20 protein-coding genes and 2 pseudogenes are annotated in these 18,042 nt (G+C 53.9%); 13 read left to right on the top strand and 9 right to left on the bottom strand.

The window, feature by feature from the left end; genetic code table 11:
* The first annotated feature begins 67 nt into the window (after positions 1-67).
* The 4 genes from H928_RS0103460 to H928_RS30545 all read left to right on the top strand — a co-directional run bounded on the left by H928_RS0103460 (position 68) and on the right by H928_RS30545 (position 4,859).
* Positions 68-1,309 carry a site-specific integrase gene (locus tag H928_RS0103460; RefSeq protein WP_021025264.1) on the top strand — a complete coding sequence of 414 codons (1,242 nt, stop codon included), beginning with the start codon at positions 68-70 and terminating at the stop codon, positions 1,307-1,309.
* Between the two features lie 399 nt (positions 1,310-1,708).
* Entirely contained in the window at positions 1,709-1,951 is a 243-nt protein-coding gene (locus tag H928_RS34015; protein WP_084635662.1) for an AlpA family phage regulatory protein, read from the top strand.
* Positions 1,948-3,495, top strand: coding sequence for a YfjI family protein (locus tag H928_RS30550; RefSeq protein WP_158400456.1), 1,548 nt, complete (start codon positions 1,948-1,950; stop codon positions 3,493-3,495). Before H928_RS34015 ends, H928_RS30550 begins: the two co-directional genes overlap by 4 nt.
* Positions 3,496-4,124: 629 nt before the next feature.
* The gene (locus H928_RS30545) at positions 4,125-4,859 is read left to right on the top strand and encodes an inovirus-type Gp2 protein (RefSeq protein ID WP_158400454.1); all 735 of its coding nucleotides are present in this window, start codon (positions 4,125-4,127) and stop codon (positions 4,857-4,859) included.
* 80 nt (positions 4,860-4,939) lie between these two features.
* On the opposite strand, the gene H928_RS31305 is transcribed toward H928_RS30545, so the two are convergent.
* Genes H928_RS31305 through H928_RS33955 form a run of 3 tightly spaced genes read right to left on the bottom strand, consistent with a single transcriptional unit; the run spans position 4,940 to position 6,012 of the window.
* Positions 4,940-5,311 carry a hypothetical protein gene (locus H928_RS31305; RefSeq protein ID WP_148293021.1) on the bottom strand — a complete coding sequence of 124 codons (372 nt, stop codon included), beginning with the start codon at positions 5,309-5,311 and terminating at the stop codon, positions 4,940-4,942.
* An 8-nt stretch (positions 5,312-5,319) separates the two neighbouring features.
* Positions 5,320-5,817: a hypothetical protein gene (locus H928_RS0103445; RefSeq protein ID WP_021025261.1), complete on the bottom strand. Its 498-nt coding sequence runs from the start codon at positions 5,815-5,817 to the stop codon at positions 5,320-5,322.
* A gap of 60 nt (positions 5,818-5,877) precedes the next feature.
* Positions 5,878-6,012, bottom strand: a complete 135-nt coding sequence (locus H928_RS33955) for a hypothetical protein (RefSeq protein WP_255343146.1) — start codon at positions 6,010-6,012, stop codon at positions 5,878-5,880.
* A 51-nt stretch (positions 6,013-6,063) separates the two neighbouring features.
* On the opposite strand from H928_RS33955, the gene H928_RS30540 reads away from it, so the two are divergent.
* Positions 6,064-6,348, top strand: a complete 285-nt coding sequence (locus tag H928_RS30540) for a helix-turn-helix domain-containing protein (protein ID WP_148293020.1) — start codon at positions 6,064-6,066, stop codon at positions 6,346-6,348.
* 395 nt (positions 6,349-6,743) lie between these two features.
* On the opposite strand, the gene H928_RS34010 is transcribed toward H928_RS30540, so the two are convergent.
* The 4 genes from H928_RS34010 to H928_RS31300 all read right to left on the bottom strand — a co-directional run bounded on the left by H928_RS34010 (position 6,744) and on the right by H928_RS31300 (position 9,694).
* The gene (locus H928_RS34010; RefSeq protein WP_084635648.1) at positions 6,744-7,136 is read right to left on the bottom strand and encodes a DUF4279 domain-containing protein; all 393 of its coding nucleotides are present in this window, start codon (positions 7,134-7,136) and stop codon (positions 6,744-6,746) included.
* 90 nt (positions 7,137-7,226) lie between these two features.
* Positions 7,227-8,387, bottom strand: a complete 1,161-nt coding sequence (locus H928_RS0103435; protein ID WP_027010505.1) for an IS30 family transposase — start codon at positions 8,385-8,387, stop codon at positions 7,227-7,229.
* Between the two features lie 69 nt (positions 8,388-8,456).
* A complete protein-coding gene (locus H928_RS30530) occupies positions 8,457-8,891 on the bottom strand; it encodes an NUDIX domain-containing protein (protein ID WP_084635646.1) in 435 nt (144 codons plus the stop codon).
* 92 nt (positions 8,892-8,983) lie between these two features.
* Positions 8,984-9,694 (bottom strand): hypothetical protein, encoded by a 711-nt coding sequence (locus H928_RS31300; protein WP_043338483.1) that lies wholly within the window; start codon positions 9,692-9,694, stop codon positions 8,984-8,986.
* A gap of 356 nt (positions 9,695-10,050) precedes the next feature.
* Here H928_RS31300 and H928_RS32025 point away from each other — a divergent pair, with 356 nt between their 5' ends.
* From H928_RS32025 to H928_RS0103400, 8 genes and pseudogenes are all read left to right on the top strand, one after another.
* Positions 10,051-10,263 carry a hypothetical protein gene (locus H928_RS32025; protein ID WP_158400452.1) on the top strand — a complete coding sequence of 71 codons (213 nt, stop codon included), beginning with the start codon at positions 10,051-10,053 and terminating at the stop codon, positions 10,261-10,263.
* A 79-nt stretch (positions 10,264-10,342) separates the two neighbouring features.
* Positions 10,343-11,473, top strand: a complete 1,131-nt coding sequence (locus tag H928_RS0103425; RefSeq protein WP_239644879.1) for a Sir2 family NAD-dependent protein deacetylase — start codon at positions 10,343-10,345, stop codon at positions 11,471-11,473.
* A gap of 256 nt (positions 11,474-11,729) precedes the next feature.
* A pseudogene (locus tag H928_RS33015) lies at positions 11,730-12,203 on the top strand (HAD domain-containing protein).
* 64 nt (positions 12,204-12,267) lie between these two features.
* Positions 12,268-12,543 carry a hypothetical protein gene (locus H928_RS25925; RefSeq protein ID WP_148293019.1) on the top strand — a complete coding sequence of 92 codons (276 nt, stop codon included), beginning with the start codon at positions 12,268-12,270 and terminating at the stop codon, positions 12,541-12,543.
* Positions 12,544-12,729 (top strand): hypothetical protein, encoded by a 186-nt coding sequence (locus H928_RS25920; RefSeq protein ID WP_052329708.1) that lies wholly within the window; start codon positions 12,544-12,546, stop codon positions 12,727-12,729.
* Positions 12,730-12,924: 195 nt separating this feature from the next.
* Positions 12,925-13,659: a hypothetical protein gene (locus H928_RS0103410; RefSeq protein WP_021025257.1), complete on the top strand. Its 735-nt coding sequence runs from the start codon at positions 12,925-12,927 to the stop codon at positions 13,657-13,659.
* Entirely contained in the window at positions 13,646-14,509 is an 864-nt protein-coding gene (locus tag H928_RS0103405; protein WP_021025256.1) for a PP2C family serine/threonine-protein phosphatase, read from the top strand. The genes H928_RS0103410 and H928_RS0103405 overlap by 14 nt, the downstream gene beginning before the upstream one ends.
* Before the next feature lie 241 nt (positions 14,510-14,750).
* Entirely contained in the window at positions 14,751-15,713 is a 963-nt protein-coding gene (locus tag H928_RS0103400; protein ID WP_021025255.1) for a YafY family protein, read from the top strand.
* Positions 15,714-16,499: 786 nt separating this feature from the next.
* On the opposite strand, the gene H928_RS33010 is transcribed toward H928_RS0103400, so the two are convergent.
* Positions 16,500-17,588 carry a hypothetical protein gene (locus tag H928_RS33010; RefSeq protein ID WP_052329713.1) on the bottom strand — a complete coding sequence of 363 codons (1,089 nt, stop codon included), beginning with the start codon at positions 17,586-17,588 and terminating at the stop codon, positions 16,500-16,502.
* A gap of 100 nt (positions 17,589-17,688) precedes the next feature.
* A pseudogene (locus tag H928_RS0103390) lies at positions 17,689-18,042 on the bottom strand (endonuclease); the annotation flags it as partial.

The following is an 18,042-nucleotide window of genomic DNA, read 5'->3' as shown; positions in this document are numbered from 1 at the left end:
TTGAGTGAAAAGCCCGGATTCTAACTGTCAGGCCCGGCTTGAAGAGTTCCGAGGCAAGAGTCGAATCATGCCAAAAATTGCTAAAGAACTTCGTGCGCTCGACATCAGTCGCCTGACTGAGCCTGGACATCATCCAGCCGGTGGTGTCGTCGGACTATATCTCTACATCACCCCCACCGGTGCCAAGTCATGGGTGCTGAGAACCATGATTGCAGGCAAGCGCAGGCACATGGGCCTGGGCGCCTACCCCACAGTGCCACTTGCACAGGCCCGCGAAAAAGCACGCCAGGCCAGGGATGAGATCATCAACGGCAACGACCCCATTGCACAACGCAAAGAAGCCAAGAGTCTTTTGCAAGCCCAGCAAGCCACCGAGGTCACCTTTGCTCAAGCAGCCCTAGCCTATATCGATGCGCATGGAGACAGCTGGAAAAATCCCAAACATCGTGCTCAGTGGACATCAACCCTGGAGACCTACGTGTATCCGGTGATGGGAAAGCTCATGGTCAAAGATGTGGCACAAGCCCATGTACTGCAGGTGCTCGAGCCTATTTGGAAAACCAAGACGGAAACGGCCACACGAATCCGTGGTCGTATGGAAAGTGTGTTGGACTGGGCAACTGCCAGGCACTACCGGCAAGGAGACAATCCAGCCCGATGGAAAGGTCACCTGGACAAACTTCTTGCACCGCCGACGCGCATCCAAAAAGTGGTTCATCACAAAGCCATACAGGTCGGCAACATGGCTGCATTCATGGCCGATTTGCGCCAACGCGAAGGCATAGCCGCCAGAGCCCTGGAATTTGCCATCTATTGCGCAGCACGCAGCGGGGAAGTCAGAGGTGCTACATGGGATGAAATCGATCTGGAAAACCGGATATGGGTGATTCCTGCTGAACGGATGAAGGCAGGCAGCGAGCACCGAGTCCCATTGAGTCGCCAGGCGTTGGACCTTCTCAAGAACATGCCCAAACTGGTGGCTTGCCCGTACATATTTCCATCCAGCAAATCAGGCATGCTTTCGGACATGGCCTTGTTGGCAGTCATGCGACGCATGGAGGTGGATGCCGTACCCCATGGCTTCAGGTCAACCTTCAGAGACTGGGCTGGAGAGACAACCAACTACCCCCGCGACATCGCAGAACAAGCACTTGCGCATACCCTTACCAACAAAGTCGAGGCCGCCTACCGCAGAGGCGATGCGCTGGAAAAGCGCAGGGACATGATGCAAGACTGGGCTGACTTTTGCCAACGCCAGGCCCAAAAAGCACAGCCACTTCAAGAATCATTCCGCAGTAACGCTCTGTGACATATTTTGCTTGACATAGGCCTCTATTGGCAACCAAAATTGTTCCCATTGGAGTCGTAGTCTCCAGTCCGCTTGCAGGGACATTAACTTAGCCGACCGCTGCAACAATGGTCGCAGGTAGACGTGGTTCACCAGTAATCAACTCCACGCCTAGGTATACGCATGACAAGGGAAGAGCGCGAAACTGGAACGCAATCGTACCTTGTCATCACCTCGCCTGTCGGAGGTGACGCGATAAATGGCGATACGCATAGCGTATTTAGCCTGTGTATAAGAACAGAGCAACGTGTTGCTCTTATATAAATCGCCGTCATCTCTCCCGCTGCATACAAAAACGCAGCGGTTCACAGCGCATCATTTGATTGGTCAGGCAACGATTGTGCGCTCAAGGTTTTCGCCATGAGCTTCAAAAATTCTTTTTCTCCATCGGATCAACTGATTCGCGCAGTCGCGTGCGCGAGGCTACTTAACATTTCGGAGTCCACGTTCTACGACTGGATCAGTCCGCGATCCCCCAGATTCAAGGCGGATTTTCCGCAACGCATCAGGCTATCTAGCCGCGTCATCGCTTGGAGACTCGCCGAAGTCAATGCATGGGTCTCATCCAGGCAAGCAAACTTGAATCAGGAGGAAACGAAATGAACGCGCCACTCAAATCCCCCCATTGGTCAACGCGTATGGGCCCTAGCGGGTTCAAACTGAATCAGCGCCCAACACTAGAGAAGCAAGTCCTGCCGTTGGAGCTTTCGCTGTTGGACGACATTGTCAAGGAAATAGTTGACGCCACCTCTGCGCCACCTGAGCTGACCGAGGCAACACTTCTCGGCGCAATGTCGATCGCATGCCAACACCTAATAGATGTTGATTGTCCAGGAGGAGGAAGAGGTCCCACCTCACTGTTTCTGCTGTCAAGCGCTGATTCGGGAGAGCGCAAGTCAACAATTGAGAATTTTATATTCAAGCCAATTTTTGATATAGATCATAGAAATCGCCTCAAGGCTGAAAAAGACAATCAGCTGTTCGATCGCGACATGATGGTTTGGAAGGCAAAGGTCAATCAAGTCCGTAAAGAACTGGATGCCGCCTTGCGTGATTCATCACCATTGGGTGAGATTGAAGATCGCCTAGCCGATGTGCTGCGATCAAAGCCAACCAGGACAGTGGCGCCTCGTTTTATCTACCGCGATGAGTCCATTAGAAATTTGCAAATAGGCATGGCTACGAGTTGGCCCAGTGCTGCTTTGGTTGCGTCTGAATCGACAGGATTGTTTAGCTCACGAAATGCAGAGAGCCTGCCTTCATTGTCGGCAATATGGGATGGCCGACCCATTGATGTAGGGAGAGCCAAAATGCCTCCTATATATGTTCCGTCACCACGCCTGACGATTTCGTTGATGCTGCAACCTCTTATGATCCGAGGATACCTGGGTAAGCAAACTGGAATAGCCCGGATCTCAGGTTTATTGGCTAGATTCTGGGTTGTCGAACCACTATCAACCCAAGGCTCTCGTCAAATTCATCCATCTCAGATGGGAGACCCCAAAAACACCGAGGCAACCAAACGATTGCATCAGCGTTTGTTGCAATATTTGGAGGCGTCAACACAGAGAAAATCTGATCAGCGGACAGTTGTTCGCTTCTCTCCACAGGCGCAGCAAATTTGGCTGGAGTTATACAACGCTGTCGAATCAGAGTTGGGAGCAGGTGGAAGCTTGGTTGATGTTAAAGATTGCGCATCAAAAATTGCAAATATCATGTCGCGCATTGCTGCGTTGATTCATTACAGCCTTGGCCGGCCTGGCGACATTGATGTTAAAACTGCTTTGTATGCACGCACTTTGAGTATTAAAAGTCTAAATAATTTCAAGCAGCTATTTGGAATTCGAAGCCATGAGGAGATAACGCAAGCAAATGCCATGCGACTGAATAAATTCCTCACTGATAAAGTCACCATTTTGATGAATGGTGGATTTTTAGGCATGGCGAAATCATTGAATGGAGAAATTTATTTCGAAAAATCAGAGCTTGAAAATGGTGGTCCACTCAGGCCCAAAGCACTGCTTGATGACGCATTAGCTCAATTAGCTGCGAGGGGTGTTGTTGCGCTTACCACCCTAGGGCGGAAAAATGTCGTGCGCTTCAGCCCTCAAGCATCGGCACAACTCCCTAGGTCCGATGCTGGCTGAGCAAGCCTAGAGTGCATAACGAATGCGAAAGCTGCGAATTTCGCAGCTTTCGCAACGCTTCTGACAGGGTGTAGTTGATCACTTATTCCGGAACTAACTTTTCACCAGCATTATTATTTAAAACTCTTACTTTTAACCAGTTTAATTGAGTTATTCCTTGGTGATCAATAGTTTTTACACCTTCAACACCAAGGAGTTTATGTTATTACTTAATCAAGTATGCTGCAAAGGCACATTAAGGCAATGCAGAAATATATACTTTGATTTGAAGAATTCTTCAATTAGCGTGAGTTAAACAACATTCCTTGAGCCTCATTATGTTAGTCACCGAATCAATTAAGCCATGCTTCAAGGGGTCACCTTTGATCTATTTTTCTTTTTTGAGAAATAACTTGCGTTGCATTATTTGCTTTCATAAGGAATTCAAAAGCACTCATGCTTCAAACCTTCTAGCAAAGCGATCAGTAATAAATACAATTAAGAACATATGGAGTGAGTTTATCAATGAGCCTTGCATTAGTTTCGACATTGCATTGCTAAAACGCTCTAGAAGCGCTTATGCGTATGCTCTACTCATTTTGTATCAGCATATGTCAAGTCGGGAGCTAAGATCAAATCTAGGCTGGTTTGTGGATGATGAAAAGGCAATGCAATCTATATTTGATTGTCTAATCGACGTCTTTCACGACCCCACATTTGTATCAAAGCTAGATAGTTCTAGAAGAAATCAACAAAAAACCAGAGACTCACTTTTTAACTATGCAACTGATTTAAAAGAGATCTACTCCAAGCTCATGGTGATTCGAATAGACTTTGGCTACACACAATCAGTGAGTCGAACAAGTTTCCCTTTGGAGAATATAGAGAACCATTGGGAGCAGTTGCTTTGTTATGTAAAGCTTCATTTCTCCGATAGCTTTGCAGGCTATGCAGTCAAGTTTGAGCATGGCGAAGCAAAGGGCGTGCATGCCCATAGTGTCTTTTTCATGGACGGCAACGTGGTGCGTACCGATGCACGGATTGCACGTATCTTTGGTGAATATTGGGAAAAGGAAGTCACACAGGGCCTTGGCGTGCATTTCAATTGCAATACGAGCGATCACAAGGCCACTTTGAAGATTTGCGGTCTGGGGACATTTTCTGGGCAGGAACCCGCCTTCCGAAATGGCATGTGGATTATTGCGGACTACCTTAGCAAGCCAGATGTAATGGTACGCCTGATGCTCCCAGAAAGAACCAAGATTTTCCGTCGTGGTTTTTTTAATGAAAGGCAGAAGCTTAAGTTGGAGGCCGTACGGAAAAAGCAGTTAACGCAGATAAGTGCTCAAGTAATGAATATCGATACGCCAAGGATTTGCGCATAGTTCTATGGAGCAAACTGTTTCCACAAAGTAGATCTCTCAGGCAAAGAAAAAAGCAGCGGGTAGTTGGCCCACTGCTTGCTTCACTTGTAATAGCTCTGGCACTCGGTGCTCTCATAGGCCTTGGTCAGCACCGCAGTGCGCCTGGCGGGACCGTATCGGTATAGAGGAGCCTCTTCATCAAATCGCTCGTTAAGCTTTCTTCCGATGTATTCTGGGCTGGCCGACGTGGTCAACTTTTCCATCTCAATCGTGACTTTGCTCATCGCTCTTTTAGCAGCGGAATCGCTTCCTAGAAGGCTGGCAACTTTTGCACATCTAAAGGCCTTGTAGACCTTGTCTTCGGTTGAGGTGCAACCCGTTAGTGCCATTGCACTGATCGCCGCTACAGTAATCATGCCAATGGATCCGCACTTGTGCATGCTCGTGATCAAAGAGGCATGGGCAGTGGTCATGATATGCCTCACAGTTTCTTGACGCATTCCATGCCCTTTTTGGTGAAACCTGCAAAGTCTTCGCCATCGAAGTGGTTCATGACCTTCTTCTCTAGAGCCTTAAAGTAAGGCTCTGTGCCGCTTTGCACACTGCTCCACGCACCTCTTTCATCAACGAGGCGTTTGGCAGTATCGAATGCCAGCACGCATGCCGCCAACGATTTTTCCATCATGCGGCGGTTCTCGCTTCTGCGTCCGCTGTCACTACTTCCTGCGAACCACTTGCTGTTACGGTATTCGAGCATGTCTCGAAAAGACTTTCCGAAGTCCTCGGCAGAGTCTCCGTCAATCTCTGGCTCGATGGAAAACAGGTACGAAGGCCACAAGAGGATGCCCCCTGTAATGGCCTGGCCCACGTTGTATGCCAGCCCCTGAGAGCGGTAGCCATTGGCGTTGTTCCAGTACACAAAAGGTACAAACACCATGCCTGCTACCAAATAGCTGCAAATCAGCTTTCCTATCGCCATTCAACACTCGCTTTCTAGATCAGTCAAAGACACTTGATTTGCCTCGGCGCCTGATCACCGTCATTTCTTGCCACCGCCGGCCAAGCCGATCAGGATCCAGATGATGAAAGCAGGCACCAACCACCATCCAAACAGGCTCATCATCCAGATCGCAAAAAGAACGCAAAGAATCAGGTTAGCAATAAAAGAGATCATCTAGATGAATTCATATGTGAAGCAAACTCCGTAGATGCAAATGTATCAGAAATGCATCCTGTTGGGGTGTCAGCCAAGCCTCAACCTCCCACACAACTTCCCGACCCAGACAATCTGCGCGATGTCTTGGCTTATTGGATCCGTCTTAGGCGATTTGAAAAAGGCTGGTCACAGGAGCGCTTGGCGTTGGAGTGTGAACTGGACAGAACCTATGTGTCGGCAGTGGAGCGGTCTCGTTGGAATGTTTCGCTATCCAACATGGAGCGTATTGCGCAAGCCTTAGATACAGAGGTTTGGATGTTGCTCAGAGCTCCACAGCATGCAACTCTTGACTAACTCAGATCGTTTCAGTTGGGGCGGCATACCAAGACCATGAGCCACCCGTCACCGAGGAACGGTCTATGGTGAAAAAGGCTTCTCCGAGACGTTGGCAATCACTCTCTTTTTTTCTGAGGTCATGCTGAACCAACTTCCGCTTTGCAGCGGTTGCTGCCGCTGATTGCAGTTCGGCGAACTACCACTCGTCTAGTCATAGCGCTCTTTCAGAGCTTCAAAACAGTCACTTCCCCAATGACTGTTTTCAGGTCCGCAGCAGCACCTTGCTAACAGAAAGTCACTGGGGATGCAGGAAGCCCGCTATGTCGGCTCGCGAATGAGTGCTGTCGACAGCCGATCCGCGACTATCGCAGCCCGACCCAAAGGGACTGTTCTCTCTTCCCCAGTGCAACTACTCATGTGAGCTTGCAGTCTTGAGCAGGCGCCTCGTAAAGCCACACGCTCAGCGAAATGCCCAGCGTCCCCAGGCCGGCAAGAACATCAGGTTCGACGCAGAGCGAAAGAGATCCCTTCTCGGCTCTGCAATCAAGATAGGGCGAGTATCCAAGCCGTCGTAGGTGGGCAAAGCGCTCCCTCTTCGTTTGCAGTAGCGTCACCCTTCGAACAAGTTGTTCCTCAACCGATTCGACAGCCTGGTAGCCGGGCAGACGCAGATTCCACATGCCTACAGAAGATACCCGCTTTATGTTGCCAACTGCAATGAGATCACCGGCCTTGTAGCTGAGCGTTGGTTGAAGTGCGAGCGTGCGAGTGACAAGGTCGGCGTCAACCGTCTCTCGGCAGAAGATGAGTTACGTACTATTAAGCATTGGTCCAGTAGCGTAGCCGATAACGTTTGGTATTGGCCGATCCGCGAACGTAGCAGAACGACTGTGGATTCAACCGGTCGATGCAACGCATTCATTAAACATCTCAGTCGGGGTTCTGTACCCTAAGGTCTTCCTGGGCCGCTCATTCAATTTTCTCGCAATCGCATCCAGTTCATCTTGGGAGTAGCGTGAGATGTCAATGCCCTTGGGAAGGTACTGCCTGAGCAAGCCATTGGTGTTCTCGTTCGTTCCGCGCTGCCAGGGGTTTTGTGGATCGCAGAAGTACACCTGGATATCGGTGGCCACGGTGAAGCGTTTGTGGCCCGCCATTTCCGATCCCCGATCCCAGGTCAAGGAACGGTAGAGCTCTTGTGGCAAGGTCCGTGCATGCCTGGCCAGCGCCGCAGCAACGGTGTAGGAGTCCTTGTCCACCAACTTGACCAGCATCACGTAGCGTGTCTGACGCTCCACCAGCGTCGCAATCTGGCTGTAGGCATCGCCGAACAACAGGTCCCCCTCCCAGTGGCCCGGCACTGCCCGATCCTCGATGCTGGCTGGCCGCTCGCTGATGGGCACGGCATCGACGATCCGTCCATGGATGGGGGTCTTCTGGGTGTAGTGGCGTGAGCGACGCATCCCCCTGGTGCGCCGCAAGTGCTCCAGCAGTTCTTTCTTCAAGGCCCCGCGGGTTTGGACGAATAGCGTGCGGTAGATGGCTTCGTGAGACACCTGCAAATCCTTGTCGTCCGGGTAAGTTCGTTTGAGCCATCCCGCTATTTGCTCGGGTGACCACTGGCTCTGCAATTTAACCGCCACGATGTGAGCCAGCGCTGGGTTGCTAGCCAACTTGCACGCCTTTGGGCGGCGCGCCCGCTCCCAGGCTGCCTCATCGGCTTTCGCTGCCCGGTAGCACGTCTTACCGCCATTGCGCAGGAGTTCACGGCTGATGGTGGACGCTGCGCGTTGCAACCGCCTGGCTACACAGCGGATGGATTCACCGGCGGCCAGGCTGCGCGATATCTCCTCGCGCTCGGGCAGAGACAGCGCCAAGTGCGCTCGGTGTCTTGCAGGAGGCCGGATGCCACCCGTTGCGCTCAGGATGTTGTGAATGGAGGTATGCGGCCGGTCAAACAGCTTGCCGATCTCGTGCAAGGTATCGCCAGCTTTCCAGCGATCCCACATCAGGGCCTTCTGGGCTTCGGTGTAGTAAATCCGCGGTCTTTGCTTCATGCCAACACTCCTTCCGCCAGAGGCGGTCATTGTGTTGCACCGACCGGTTGAATCCACAACCCAAAGCAGTCAACCATGCTCCTTAGGTAATTTGCTGGCGATGTATTTCAATGCTCCTTGAAATACCCAATGCCATTGTTCACTCGGTTGCTGCGACAGTGGATGCCAAAAGAATTGAAAGTCATGCCCACCGTCATCGGTGGTTCTGAATGTCCATGAGTCAGGCAGGCCGTCTATGTCACAAAGATGGAATGCCCAAATCTGGTTTTCATAGCCAGAAACCCAAGTACCTAAATCCGCCAAAATCTGCGATGCGCTGAGGCCACTTTCCTCGCGTAACTCACGCAGTGCTGCATCTCTAGAGTTTTCGTTTGGCTCAATAGTGCCTTTGACCAGTTGTAAGCCAGCCAAAGGATGAGCAAATGCCAAAACTTCGAACGCCCCTTGGCCTCGAATGACTACTGGGCAAGCTTTATTGGCTGGGGAATTGGCTTTCGATTGCATGGGGCTATTTTTACTGATGCCGATGACTGCTCCTGGCCAGTGTCAGGTAATTCAGATGGCGATTGTCGACCCTGAAGAGACATTCGGTGTAGCTAAAGAAGGTGTTCGTAGAACTTCTCGATTTCACAATGAGTAGTCAATGCCTTCAGCGGAAAAATCTCCCATGGCGCTTGTTCACGCATGTTCGGGAACTCGCTAGCAATCCTCCCCTCTATGTCGGGCTTGACCCTTTGCCGCCAGTCCAAAACTTGACCCCAAGTAGAAGTCCCATTTAGGTGTACAGGAAACCGAGGCTCCTCAATGGCTGCCACAAAAGCAGCGGGGAATAGACGCTTGTAGGCATTCAAGTTGTAAAGCCAAGAGACACCGCGCACAACTTTTGCACGCGGTTGGAGCAGGCGGATTTCTGCAAACATGGCCTTCAGCTCGCACCTTCTTTCAGCGATTCTTTCCGGAGACAGGGGGCTGCTTTCTTGATTCACCGCCGGCAAAAAATGAATGCGGACAACCCCTTCAACATTGGGCGGTTCGTAGGAAAAACAACCAAAAGCAGAATTTTTGGAGTTGGAGCCATAAAACTCATGAAGGTGAACACACTTGTCCACTATTGCTACCAAACTAGATGAATTCGTATCTGCGAAATTCAGCAAGTTGTTCCAAGCCTTTTCGCCTTCGACTCCCATTAGGTTCAAACGACGGCGCAAGTTCGTGCAACTGGAGATGGCAGCTGCAAACGACGTGTGGGCTACCGAAGAGTAGCGGCCTGCAAATCTTAGTTGAAGGGTGAAATAGTCCTCGAACATCGGCTTAATAACTTCATAGGGCTGCTACCAGGTGGTCGGCAATGAGCACCAAGCACACGCGATTGAAAACGTCTCAATGACTGCTCCTGGCCGATAGCCGCCATCCTACCTTCAAATTGACCAGGTGCAGCAGGACCCTCACTGGCCGGCGACAGGCTGAAAGCAGCCCCGGCACCCCCTCGGGCTGGGCTCAATGCGCCCCGAGTGTTGACTTCCACACAGAAGTGACCCACTAACCCCCGGTGGGTCAGGTTTGCATGGAAATCAACACCCCGAGTTCAAACTTCAGCGAGAAAAATTCAAAACTCGCGGAAAGCCGACAAAGGTAGACCGGCCAGCCCGCACGTGCAGACAGTGTGAGCGTCGGTTCTCAATTTGCATGCAGTGAGAAAATTTGGAAGATCAATGAGCACCTACAGGTGCTCAAGGGCGGTGATCCTAGCGCGGCCAAGACCTCCGCCCGTGCAGAGCCCACGCATGCGGTACTGTGCTGCAAGTTCATGGAGGACTACTTCAAGCTGCACAACAAGCCCAGCACGCAACGCGACTATTGGGCTAAAAGACGGTAAAGATGGGCCGCTGCAGTCGATTTGCAGCCGGTGATTTCCAAGTCCGACAGGCTCCTGGCGCTTGATGAATATGCTCTAGATGCCGATTTTGCTGAGAGTTTCAGCAAACGACACAACTTGTCGCACATCGCTTCATGATGGCGGCATGACCACCGAAACACCCTCCACCGGCCGCGACGACCCGCTGTACCTGCGCGCACGCCAGCTCGTACTCTTTCGTCGCGACCCCAGCATTGCCAGCTTGCAGCGCGCCCTGCGCATCGGGCACCAACACGCCACGCTTTTGCGCGACGCCATGCGCGGCGACATCCTGGACTGCGACGAGCAGGGCCAAAACTGGCGCATTGCCGAAGGCGCCCACAACGGGCCCGACTTGCTGCTGCAAGAAAAAATCGCCCAGGCCGCCCACTGGGTCCGCACCGCGCACAGCATGGTTGTGGCGGCAGGCGCAGGCATGGGCATCGATTCCGGCCTGCCCGACTACCGGGGCGACGAAGGTTTTTGGCGCGCCTATCCCGCGCTGGGCCGCAGCCGCCTGCGGTTTGAAAGCATCGCCTCGCCCCAGGCATTCCAGGAGCGCCCCGCAACCGCTTGGGGCTTCTATGGCCACCGGCTCAGTCTGTACCGAGCCACTACGCCGCACTCTGGCTTCGACCTGCTCCACGCCTGGGGGCTGCGCATGCAGCAAGGCTGCTTCGTGTTCACCAGCAATGTGGACGGACACTTTCAAAAGGCGGGCTTCCCGTCCGCCCGCGTGTACGAGTGCCACGGCTCCCTCCACCGGCTGCAATGCACGGTCAACTGCCAAGGCAGCATCTGGCCCACGGTGGACCTGTACCCTCAGGTGAACGACGCCGCGTGCGAATGGCTGGGCGATCTGCCCACATGCCCCCACTGCGGAGCGTGGGCGCGGCCCAATATCCAGATGTTCGACGACTGGCACTGGAACGAAAAGCGCAGCGCCCAGCAGCGCATGCTGCTCGACATGTGGCTGGACAGCGCTCATGCCCCTTTAGTCATCGAGATTGGCGCGGGCCGCGCCCTGCCCACGGTGCGCAACTTCACCCGGCGCATGCAGCAGCGCGGCAGCCGGCTGATCCGCATCAATTTGCATGAGGCAAACATCCACAACCCCGGCGACATTGAACTGGCGCTGGAGGCCAAGGAGGCTCTGGAAGGGATTGCGGCACAGCTGCTTCAACACGACTGAACATGCCCCAGCATTTTTCCGCAAGGCGTTCGGGCGCTGGCTCGGGCAGAACCGTCGCCAATTCAACCAACCGCCCCGCATCACGTTGCAGCGCAGTGACTACCGAGTCTGTGCTATTAAACAGCGCCTACGAATGAAAGGGGCAATTTCTGAAGGTCCTGCATACCCAGCGCAACCTGCTGTAGGTGACACGATTTACCATGCTCATGCCGGATGATTCCTGCAGCCCCCCTGATGTACCGGAGTCATTTCGCCGATGGTTAATTTTCTTTTTCTGGACTTCGATGGGGTACTGCACCCCCAGTATGATGGCGAGCCGACGCCCAAAGAGATCTGCTTTTGCCATCTACCCAGGTTTGAGGCGGTGATGCGCCGGCATTCCGGTGTGCAAATCGTCCTCAGTTCCACATGGCGCCAGCAATTTGGCCTGCCGCAACTGCGCGCCTTGTTTTCTGCAGACATTGCGCAACGCATTGTCTGAACTACGCCCACCTATCCGGTTGACAGGCCACCACGCTTGCACGTAAGGGAATGGGAAATACTCCAATGGCTGCAAGAACACCACGCTTCCGACAAACCATGGATTGCCTTAGACGATTCGCAGAGTGATTTTCGGAACTGCAAGCACCGGGTCGTCTTTTGCCACCCATGGGAGGGACTGAGCAAACACCGGGCTGCTGAACTTGACCAGACGCTACAGAACTCCATCCTTACGCCCAGCCGATCCTGATCCACTGGAAGCGACACACTTCGTCGCACCCGTGCCGGATGATGCAGCTATGCAAGGAGTCGCCATGCCTCAACTGATCCACACCATCGACCACATCGCCCGCATCCAGCGGCGCGGCGTGCTGATGCTCTCGTTCTACGACCGCGCCCTCAAGGAGCGACTGGAAGCAGCTCCGCCAGACGACCAGCTTAATGCCCAGCAGCAATGGCGGGATCACCGGCTGGAAGCCTGGGAAACCCTGCTCGTCCGCCAGCAGATTATCGACTGGCTGGACGCCAAAGACATCGTCTGGCAGCCCTGCGCGCCCTTCATGTTCGGCTGGGTGATGATGGGAGGCTAAATGGGCGACATTTACCTGGACGTGCCCTATGACAAGGACTTGCTGCTGTACCAGGCATTGGAAGCCTATCTTCAATACCCGGACGACCGCATGCGCTTCGACAATGTGAAGTTCTTCTACCAGCCGCTGGAGTTGGCGATGGAAAACGCCGAGCAGGATGAACCTGGCTTCATTGACGAGATATGAGAAAAATAAAAATGAGAAATCCCGAACGAATCCCCGCAATCCTTAATGCACTTCAGGAGGTGTGGAAGAAACACCCTGACTGGCGGCTTGGACAACTACTGATCAATGTCGCGAATCGCCCTGAGCCATGCCCTCGGCTTTTTAACTTAGAGGATGATTTACTCCTGCAACTTCTTCTAGAAATTTCGAAATTCGATGACAGCAAATCCAATTTTTGAAACATGGGCCAAGTCCTATTCAGGCTGCGACGGCGGAGACATTGGCAGCCCTGAGCGTCGTGCCATCTGGCTGTGCGGTATCGAGTGGGGCGGATCCCGCACTGCCGAAGATCTCCAGGCAGAAATACAGCGTGATGAATCCCACCCGCGCGAGGTCTACGACCATGCCTCGCACAACCTGGCCTACATCTTCAACCGTCAGGCCCTGAAAATACTTAGCGCCATTGATGGCATCAACGTATCTGGCTACCGCGACTTCTGCAGCCGTGCCAAGCCCTTCACTCAGGGCTCAAGCGGCTACTTCAAGCTGAACCTCTACCCTGTAGCCTTCAAGGATACCAGTCAGTCCCGCTGGCATGAGCATTACGCCGCCGTCACGGGTTTTTCCTCCAAGCAGAAGTACATCGATTGGTGCAAAATCCACCGTTTTGGGCAAATGCGAAAATGGGCGAGCACTGCTCGGCCCAAGCTTATTTTGTGCTTGGGCAAGCAATATCGCGCCGACTTCAAGCTGGCATTTCACGAGGAAAGTGCCACGTTTAACCACGAATTCATCGATGGCCGCGACCTGTGGTGGAGCCTCAATGCGGAAGGTACGCTTGTCGTAATCATCCCCTTCATGGTTAACAGCCATGGCCTGACTCGAAATGACAGCATTCAGGTATTCGGCGACCGGATTGCCCGGCTGATGGAACTGCATGGCTGCCGGTAAACAAAACAGCCTGCGCGTCACGGCCTTCCAACAATCCATGCACCCTAAAGCTCTGCGCCACGCCCGCCCGGTGCCGCAGCAGGATGCATTGGCGCTACAAACGCTGAACGAGCGCCACGTCCAGCAAACGCCGCTCGGCCAATGGGCTTTCGATGCGCCTGGCGGCTTTGCATGGCTGTCGGTGGCCGATGGCGTGGCATCCAGCCCCCACGCAGACTTGGCCAGCCGCAGTTTCTTGCAGGTGTTGCACTCCGCCCAAATCACAACCCCACTACAAGCCCGGCAACTGCCAGGGATGGTGCGTCAGGCGCGGCAGGATTGGCTGGCCCGGTACCTGAAACCCCGTACCCGTGGCGCGGCCTGCACGCTGGCAAGCCTGTTGTATGTCGATGGACAAGTGTGCGCCGTCAACAGCGGCGATGCACGCATCTGGCGCCTGCGCCCGCAAGCCGATGGCAGTGTGCAGTGGCTGCAACTGAGCCGCGACCACACGGCCTGGCAGCAGATGCTGGACGAAGGCGAGGCCGACGCCGGGCAGGCGGATACTTACGCTTCCATCTACCAGGGTCTGCTGCACTGCCTGGTGCTGGATGGAGATGACGACGCAGGCGAAGACGGCACCGCGCCGGACGACTGGCTGCACATCTGGCACGGGCAAACGCTCCCCGGCGATGCCTACCTGTTGGCCACCGATGGATTGCACGGCTCTCTGGACGATGTGCAGATGCAGGCCATCTGGCAGGCTGCGCCATCGCCGCACGACGGTCTGCGCGCATTGCACGGTGCATTCCGGCGGGCGGGAGCACAGGATGATGTTTCAGTGGTCTTGCTACATGCTAGCAAGTACTGATAAAAGCTCAGAATTGAAAGCTATCAGCGCCAGACAACAAACTGCTGAAGGCCAAAATCAACCACAAAACCATAAGCGACACAATTCGTCGCACCGCCAAGGATGGTGCCATCCATAGCACCAAAACAATCCAGCCCCATGCCCCCAGAACTTGAAGCCCTGCTGTATTGCCGCTTGGACACCTCGACCAAGGTGCAACTGTGGAACGCCTTCACCGGCCAGCCCGTGTCAAACTAACGCCATGCCCCAGCGCCCTGACACCTACGAAACCGTGCTGCTCGCCGTGGAGTTGCTGCGCCGCATTCCACGTAGCCACAAGATCACCGCCGCCGAGTTGCACCGTCAGCTCAAGGATGCTGGCTTGGAGCGCACCGAGCGCACCATCCAGCGCCAGTTGGAAATGCTCTCACGCCACTTCGAGATCGATCGAGACGACCGTAGCAAGCCCTACGGCTACAGATGGCGCGAGCGCGCCCAGCACCTCGCCGTGCCTCATCTCACACCGCAGGAATCGCTGTTGCTGCAACTGGCCGAGGAGCACCTCAAGTACCTATTACCCGCGCGGTTGATGCAATCGATGAACAGTTTCTTTACCCAGGCTCGGCGCAACCTGGGCGGCAACTCCAATGCTCGGCTAGAGCGCGAATGGCCGCGCAAAGTGCGCGTGGTCGCTACTGGCCAGCCCCTTTTGCCCCCCACTTATGCCCCCGGCGTGCTGGAAGAAGTGAGCGACGCGCTGTATGCCAACCAATGGCTTGATCTGGACTACAAAAATGCCTCGGGTAAGCACCAATCCATCAAGGTCATGCCTTTGGGCTTGGCCCAGCAGGGCTCGCGTCTTTACTTAGTGTGCCGGTATGAAGGTTTTGACAATGAACGCAGTTTGGCATTGCACCGCATCCGGAAGGCGCAGAAGTCCACCCTGACTTTCGAGCGGCCGGCGGAATTCGATTTGCAGCGATATGACAACGACGGACGTTTTGGATTCGGCGAAGGAAAAAAAATTCGCCTCAAGTTCTGCATTCGGCACGAGGCGGGATTTCATCTTATGGAGACGCCGCTCTCAAAGGATCAGCAGGTGCGGAAACTAGAAGAGGGATGGCTGGAAATTACCGCTACTGTCGTGGATAGTCTTATGCTGGAGCAGTGGATAAAGGGCTTTGGTGACAAGGTCAAAGAAATTCACAAGGAATTTTTGAACTGAGCTGACATAGATTTTCGAGTGCGCATCGGCTGCTTGCAAAAAAAAGATCTCATCACCGCTCCCGCCTAGCGGCGTGCATGCTGACAAGATCTGAACTATCGCTTTTATCTCGGAAAAATTCTGACTGCGCAGCTCACAACCCCTTGCCAGGTCTGAGCGTCCACACCTCGAACTGAGCAAATGCCGCCCTCATCACAGATGGCTTTGGCTCCATAGCCTGATGCCCATGACGGCAAGAGATCGCGTCCGATCAGCAAAAGCGCAGAGGTTTGCGTAGGCTGATCTAGGCCAAACATACCTGACACGCCACGTTCGGAATTTCTCAGCTCAACTCCAACGACCCACATCCAACTTGGTGGCTGCTGATGCTTTGCGCCGGCCCGCTCCAATCGCAAAAGCATACTGCCACCAGCTTGAATCAACTGAGACGTATCCTGCAACAGCGCCCGATTCAGTCCATTCTCCATGTGGACATCAAATCCTGGCAGGAGCGCAGCTAAAGCTGCCTCAACTTGCGCGCCATCACACCTTCCGTATAGCATTTTGTGCAATCGCTTCAGCGGCACGGGCCGCTGCGCAAGGACAGAGGCGCAACAACGCACGCACCACATAGCCCCTTCAGGATCAAGCGTCATCCCATCGGGGTCTGCACCTGCTTCGAGGCTAAGCCGGGTCCAATTCTTGCCACCATCTAGCGACTGGACTTGGTAGCTCCACATGGTGTCAAAACGAAGGCCATGGACGAAATGGTGCTGTACGCCAGTGCGGATAGCTCCACCGGGCTTTTCATTGGGCATGATTAGCGGCCCTCAGGCGCTGGGGACTTGAAGGACCATTGCCTTGTTCGACTCCCTCGTTCAAGGGATAGAACTCCTGCACGATCTCCGTCGCCTCCTGCTCCAACTCCTCAAACAGTCCCAATGCATAGCCACTTCTGGCTGCATGTTCCAACGCCTCCTGGTCGTGCCCAGTCTTTCGGTCATGCTCCGCTACATCAACGGCTTGGGCGATGGCAGCGTCCATTGCCATTCCATCGCGTAAACCAAGATCCACGTAGTAGATGGGAGTCCTGTGGGACATGTTGGTGGACTTGGCCCGCAGACGGATCTCCAGCGGCAGAAAACTCAGCAAACCGCCACTGACCGCTTGCAGATACTGCATCCGAGTCAGCAACGTGCGCATCGAGTTAATTCCTGTGGTCCGCAGCACAAAGGTGCTGAGCGCATCTGCCTGGCATTCGGGATGATCAATGCGAACATGGAAACGGCCGAAGGGCTTACAGCCACCATCGATGGCCAAGGCGCAAAGATCTGGCCCTTTGCACTGCATGGCCTCAATGCCTTTAGCAGTCATGCGTTTGCACGATTGACCATCTCCTACACAGATAGGTCTGGCTGTTGTTCGGTTAAACAAGGTGTAGTTGGCTCGTAGGTTCAACGCCGGGTCATTGAACAAGAGTCGCACTGGAATGCTGCGCAGCTTGATTTTTACTGGCGCGTTCATTGCCTGGACCTCCTGCATATTTGCACCTTGAACACTGGTGCCAGCTACGGCATTGCCCGAGGACTTGTTGGCCCCAGATGCTCTCTTTGCCAACTTGGATCGCAGCGTGGTTGGCGCTGGGTCAGAGAACTCTGGCGGAAGATGTGCAAGCTCTTGGACTGCCACGCCTGTAGACATCAATTGCCGGTCCTCCAGCTCTTTGCGCAGAATGCCATCCATAGGGTGGAGCATCCAGCCATTGCGGTTTTGCACCTGAGTGGTGATCGTGAACTCGTCATCCTTTTGCGGAAGACGCTTGCCATTGCGCTCCACGATGCGGCCAATTGAAATCCGGCCCACCACAGGCGGTGTCATCATCAGACCTTTGATCATTTGTCTCTCCATTGATAAATGCAAAAGACCCGTCTGCCTTGTCTGGCGGACGGGTCCTATGCGTTGGTTGATAAATTGCTGGCTTGGTCGTGTGAACTGTTCAGTTCTCTGCATGAAGCAGAAACCTCCGGGATCCCAGCTTGGTGCCCATGTATGCCTTGGCTATCTCGGGGTGCTCTTGCTGCAGTTGCACAGCGTTGAAAACCTTGTTGTCCTTGCTACGCTTCCAGCTGACTGACCCACCAGCGAATCTGGCAAAGCTGGCAGAGCCCATTCGTTGCTGGATCTGGTGCTTGAGCAAGGCCTCCTGAGACTCCCAATCGCTCATGAGTTGGCGAACCTGCTGGAGTTGAGCAAAAGCGCCAGATGCCGCCTCATCCTCCGACAGGTCAATGTCCTCGCCGGTGTCTTGTGGATACAAGCATCGCAATGCGTGTTGATTTCCATGCAAACC

The organism is Comamonas sp. B-9 (genome assembly GCF_000410635.1).
GTDB lineage: Bacteria > Pseudomonadota > Gammaproteobacteria > Burkholderiales > Burkholderiaceae_C > Comamonas.
Note: the sequence above shows the minus strand (reverse complement) of the source record. Positions and strands in the feature narration are given on the sequence as shown.

Bases quoted from the DNA above. Each gene is read 5' to 3' on its own strand.
- H928_RS0103445 (WP_021025261.1), bottom strand. From the start codon at position 5,817: ATGGCGATAGGAAAGCTGATTTGCAGCTATTTGGTAGCAGGCATGGTG.
- H928_RS31305 (WP_148293021.1), bottom strand. From the start codon at position 5,311: ATGACCACTGCCCATGCCTCTTTGATCACGAGCATGCACAAGTGCGGA.
- H928_RS31300 (WP_043338483.1), bottom strand. From the start codon at position 9,694: ATGTTCGAGGACTATTTCACCCTTCAACTAAGATTTGCAGGCCGCTAC.
- H928_RS34015 (WP_084635662.1), top strand. From the start codon at position 1,709: ATGAGCTTCAAAAATTCTTTTTCTCCATCGGATCAACTGATTCGCGCA.
- H928_RS0103410 (WP_021025257.1), top strand. From the start codon at position 12,925: ATGACAGCAAATCCAATTTTTGAAACATGGGCCAAGTCCTATTCAGGC.
- H928_RS33955 (WP_255343146.1), bottom strand. From the start codon at position 6,012: ATGATCTCTTTTATTGCTAACCTGATTCTTTGCGTTCTTTTTGCGATC.
- H928_RS33010 (WP_052329713.1), bottom strand. From the start codon at position 17,588: ATGATCAAAGGTCTGATGATGACACCGCCTGTGGTGGGCCGGATTTCA.
- H928_RS25925 (WP_148293019.1), top strand. From the start codon at position 12,268: ATGCCTCAACTGATCCACACCATCGACCACATCGCCCGCATCCAGCGG.
- H928_RS0103435 (WP_027010505.1), bottom strand. From the start codon at position 8,387: ATGAAGCAAAGACCGCGGATTTACTACACCGAAGCCCAGAAGGCCCTG.
- H928_RS25920 (WP_052329708.1), top strand. From the start codon at position 12,544: ATGGGCGACATTTACCTGGACGTGCCCTATGACAAGGACTTGCTGCTG.
- H928_RS0103425 (WP_239644879.1), top strand. From the start codon at position 10,343: ATGCCGATTTTGCTGAGAGTTTCAGCAAACGACACAACTTGTCGCACA.
- H928_RS0103405 (WP_021025256.1), top strand. From the start codon at position 13,646: ATGGCTGCCGGTAAACAAAACAGCCTGCGCGTCACGGCCTTCCAACAA.
- H928_RS0103460 (WP_021025264.1), top strand. From the start codon at position 68: ATGCCAAAAATTGCTAAAGAACTTCGTGCGCTCGACATCAGTCGCCTG.
- H928_RS30530 (WP_084635646.1), bottom strand. From the start codon at position 8,891: ATGCAATCGAAAGCCAATTCCCCAGCCAATAAAGCTTGCCCAGTAGTC.
- H928_RS30550 (WP_158400456.1), top strand. From the start codon at position 1,948: ATGAACGCGCCACTCAAATCCCCCCATTGGTCAACGCGTATGGGCCCT.
- H928_RS0103400 (WP_021025255.1), top strand. From the start codon at position 14,751: ATGCCCCAGCGCCCTGACACCTACGAAACCGTGCTGCTCGCCGTGGAG.
- H928_RS30540 (WP_148293020.1), top strand. From the start codon at position 6,064: ATGCATCCTGTTGGGGTGTCAGCCAAGCCTCAACCTCCCACACAACTT.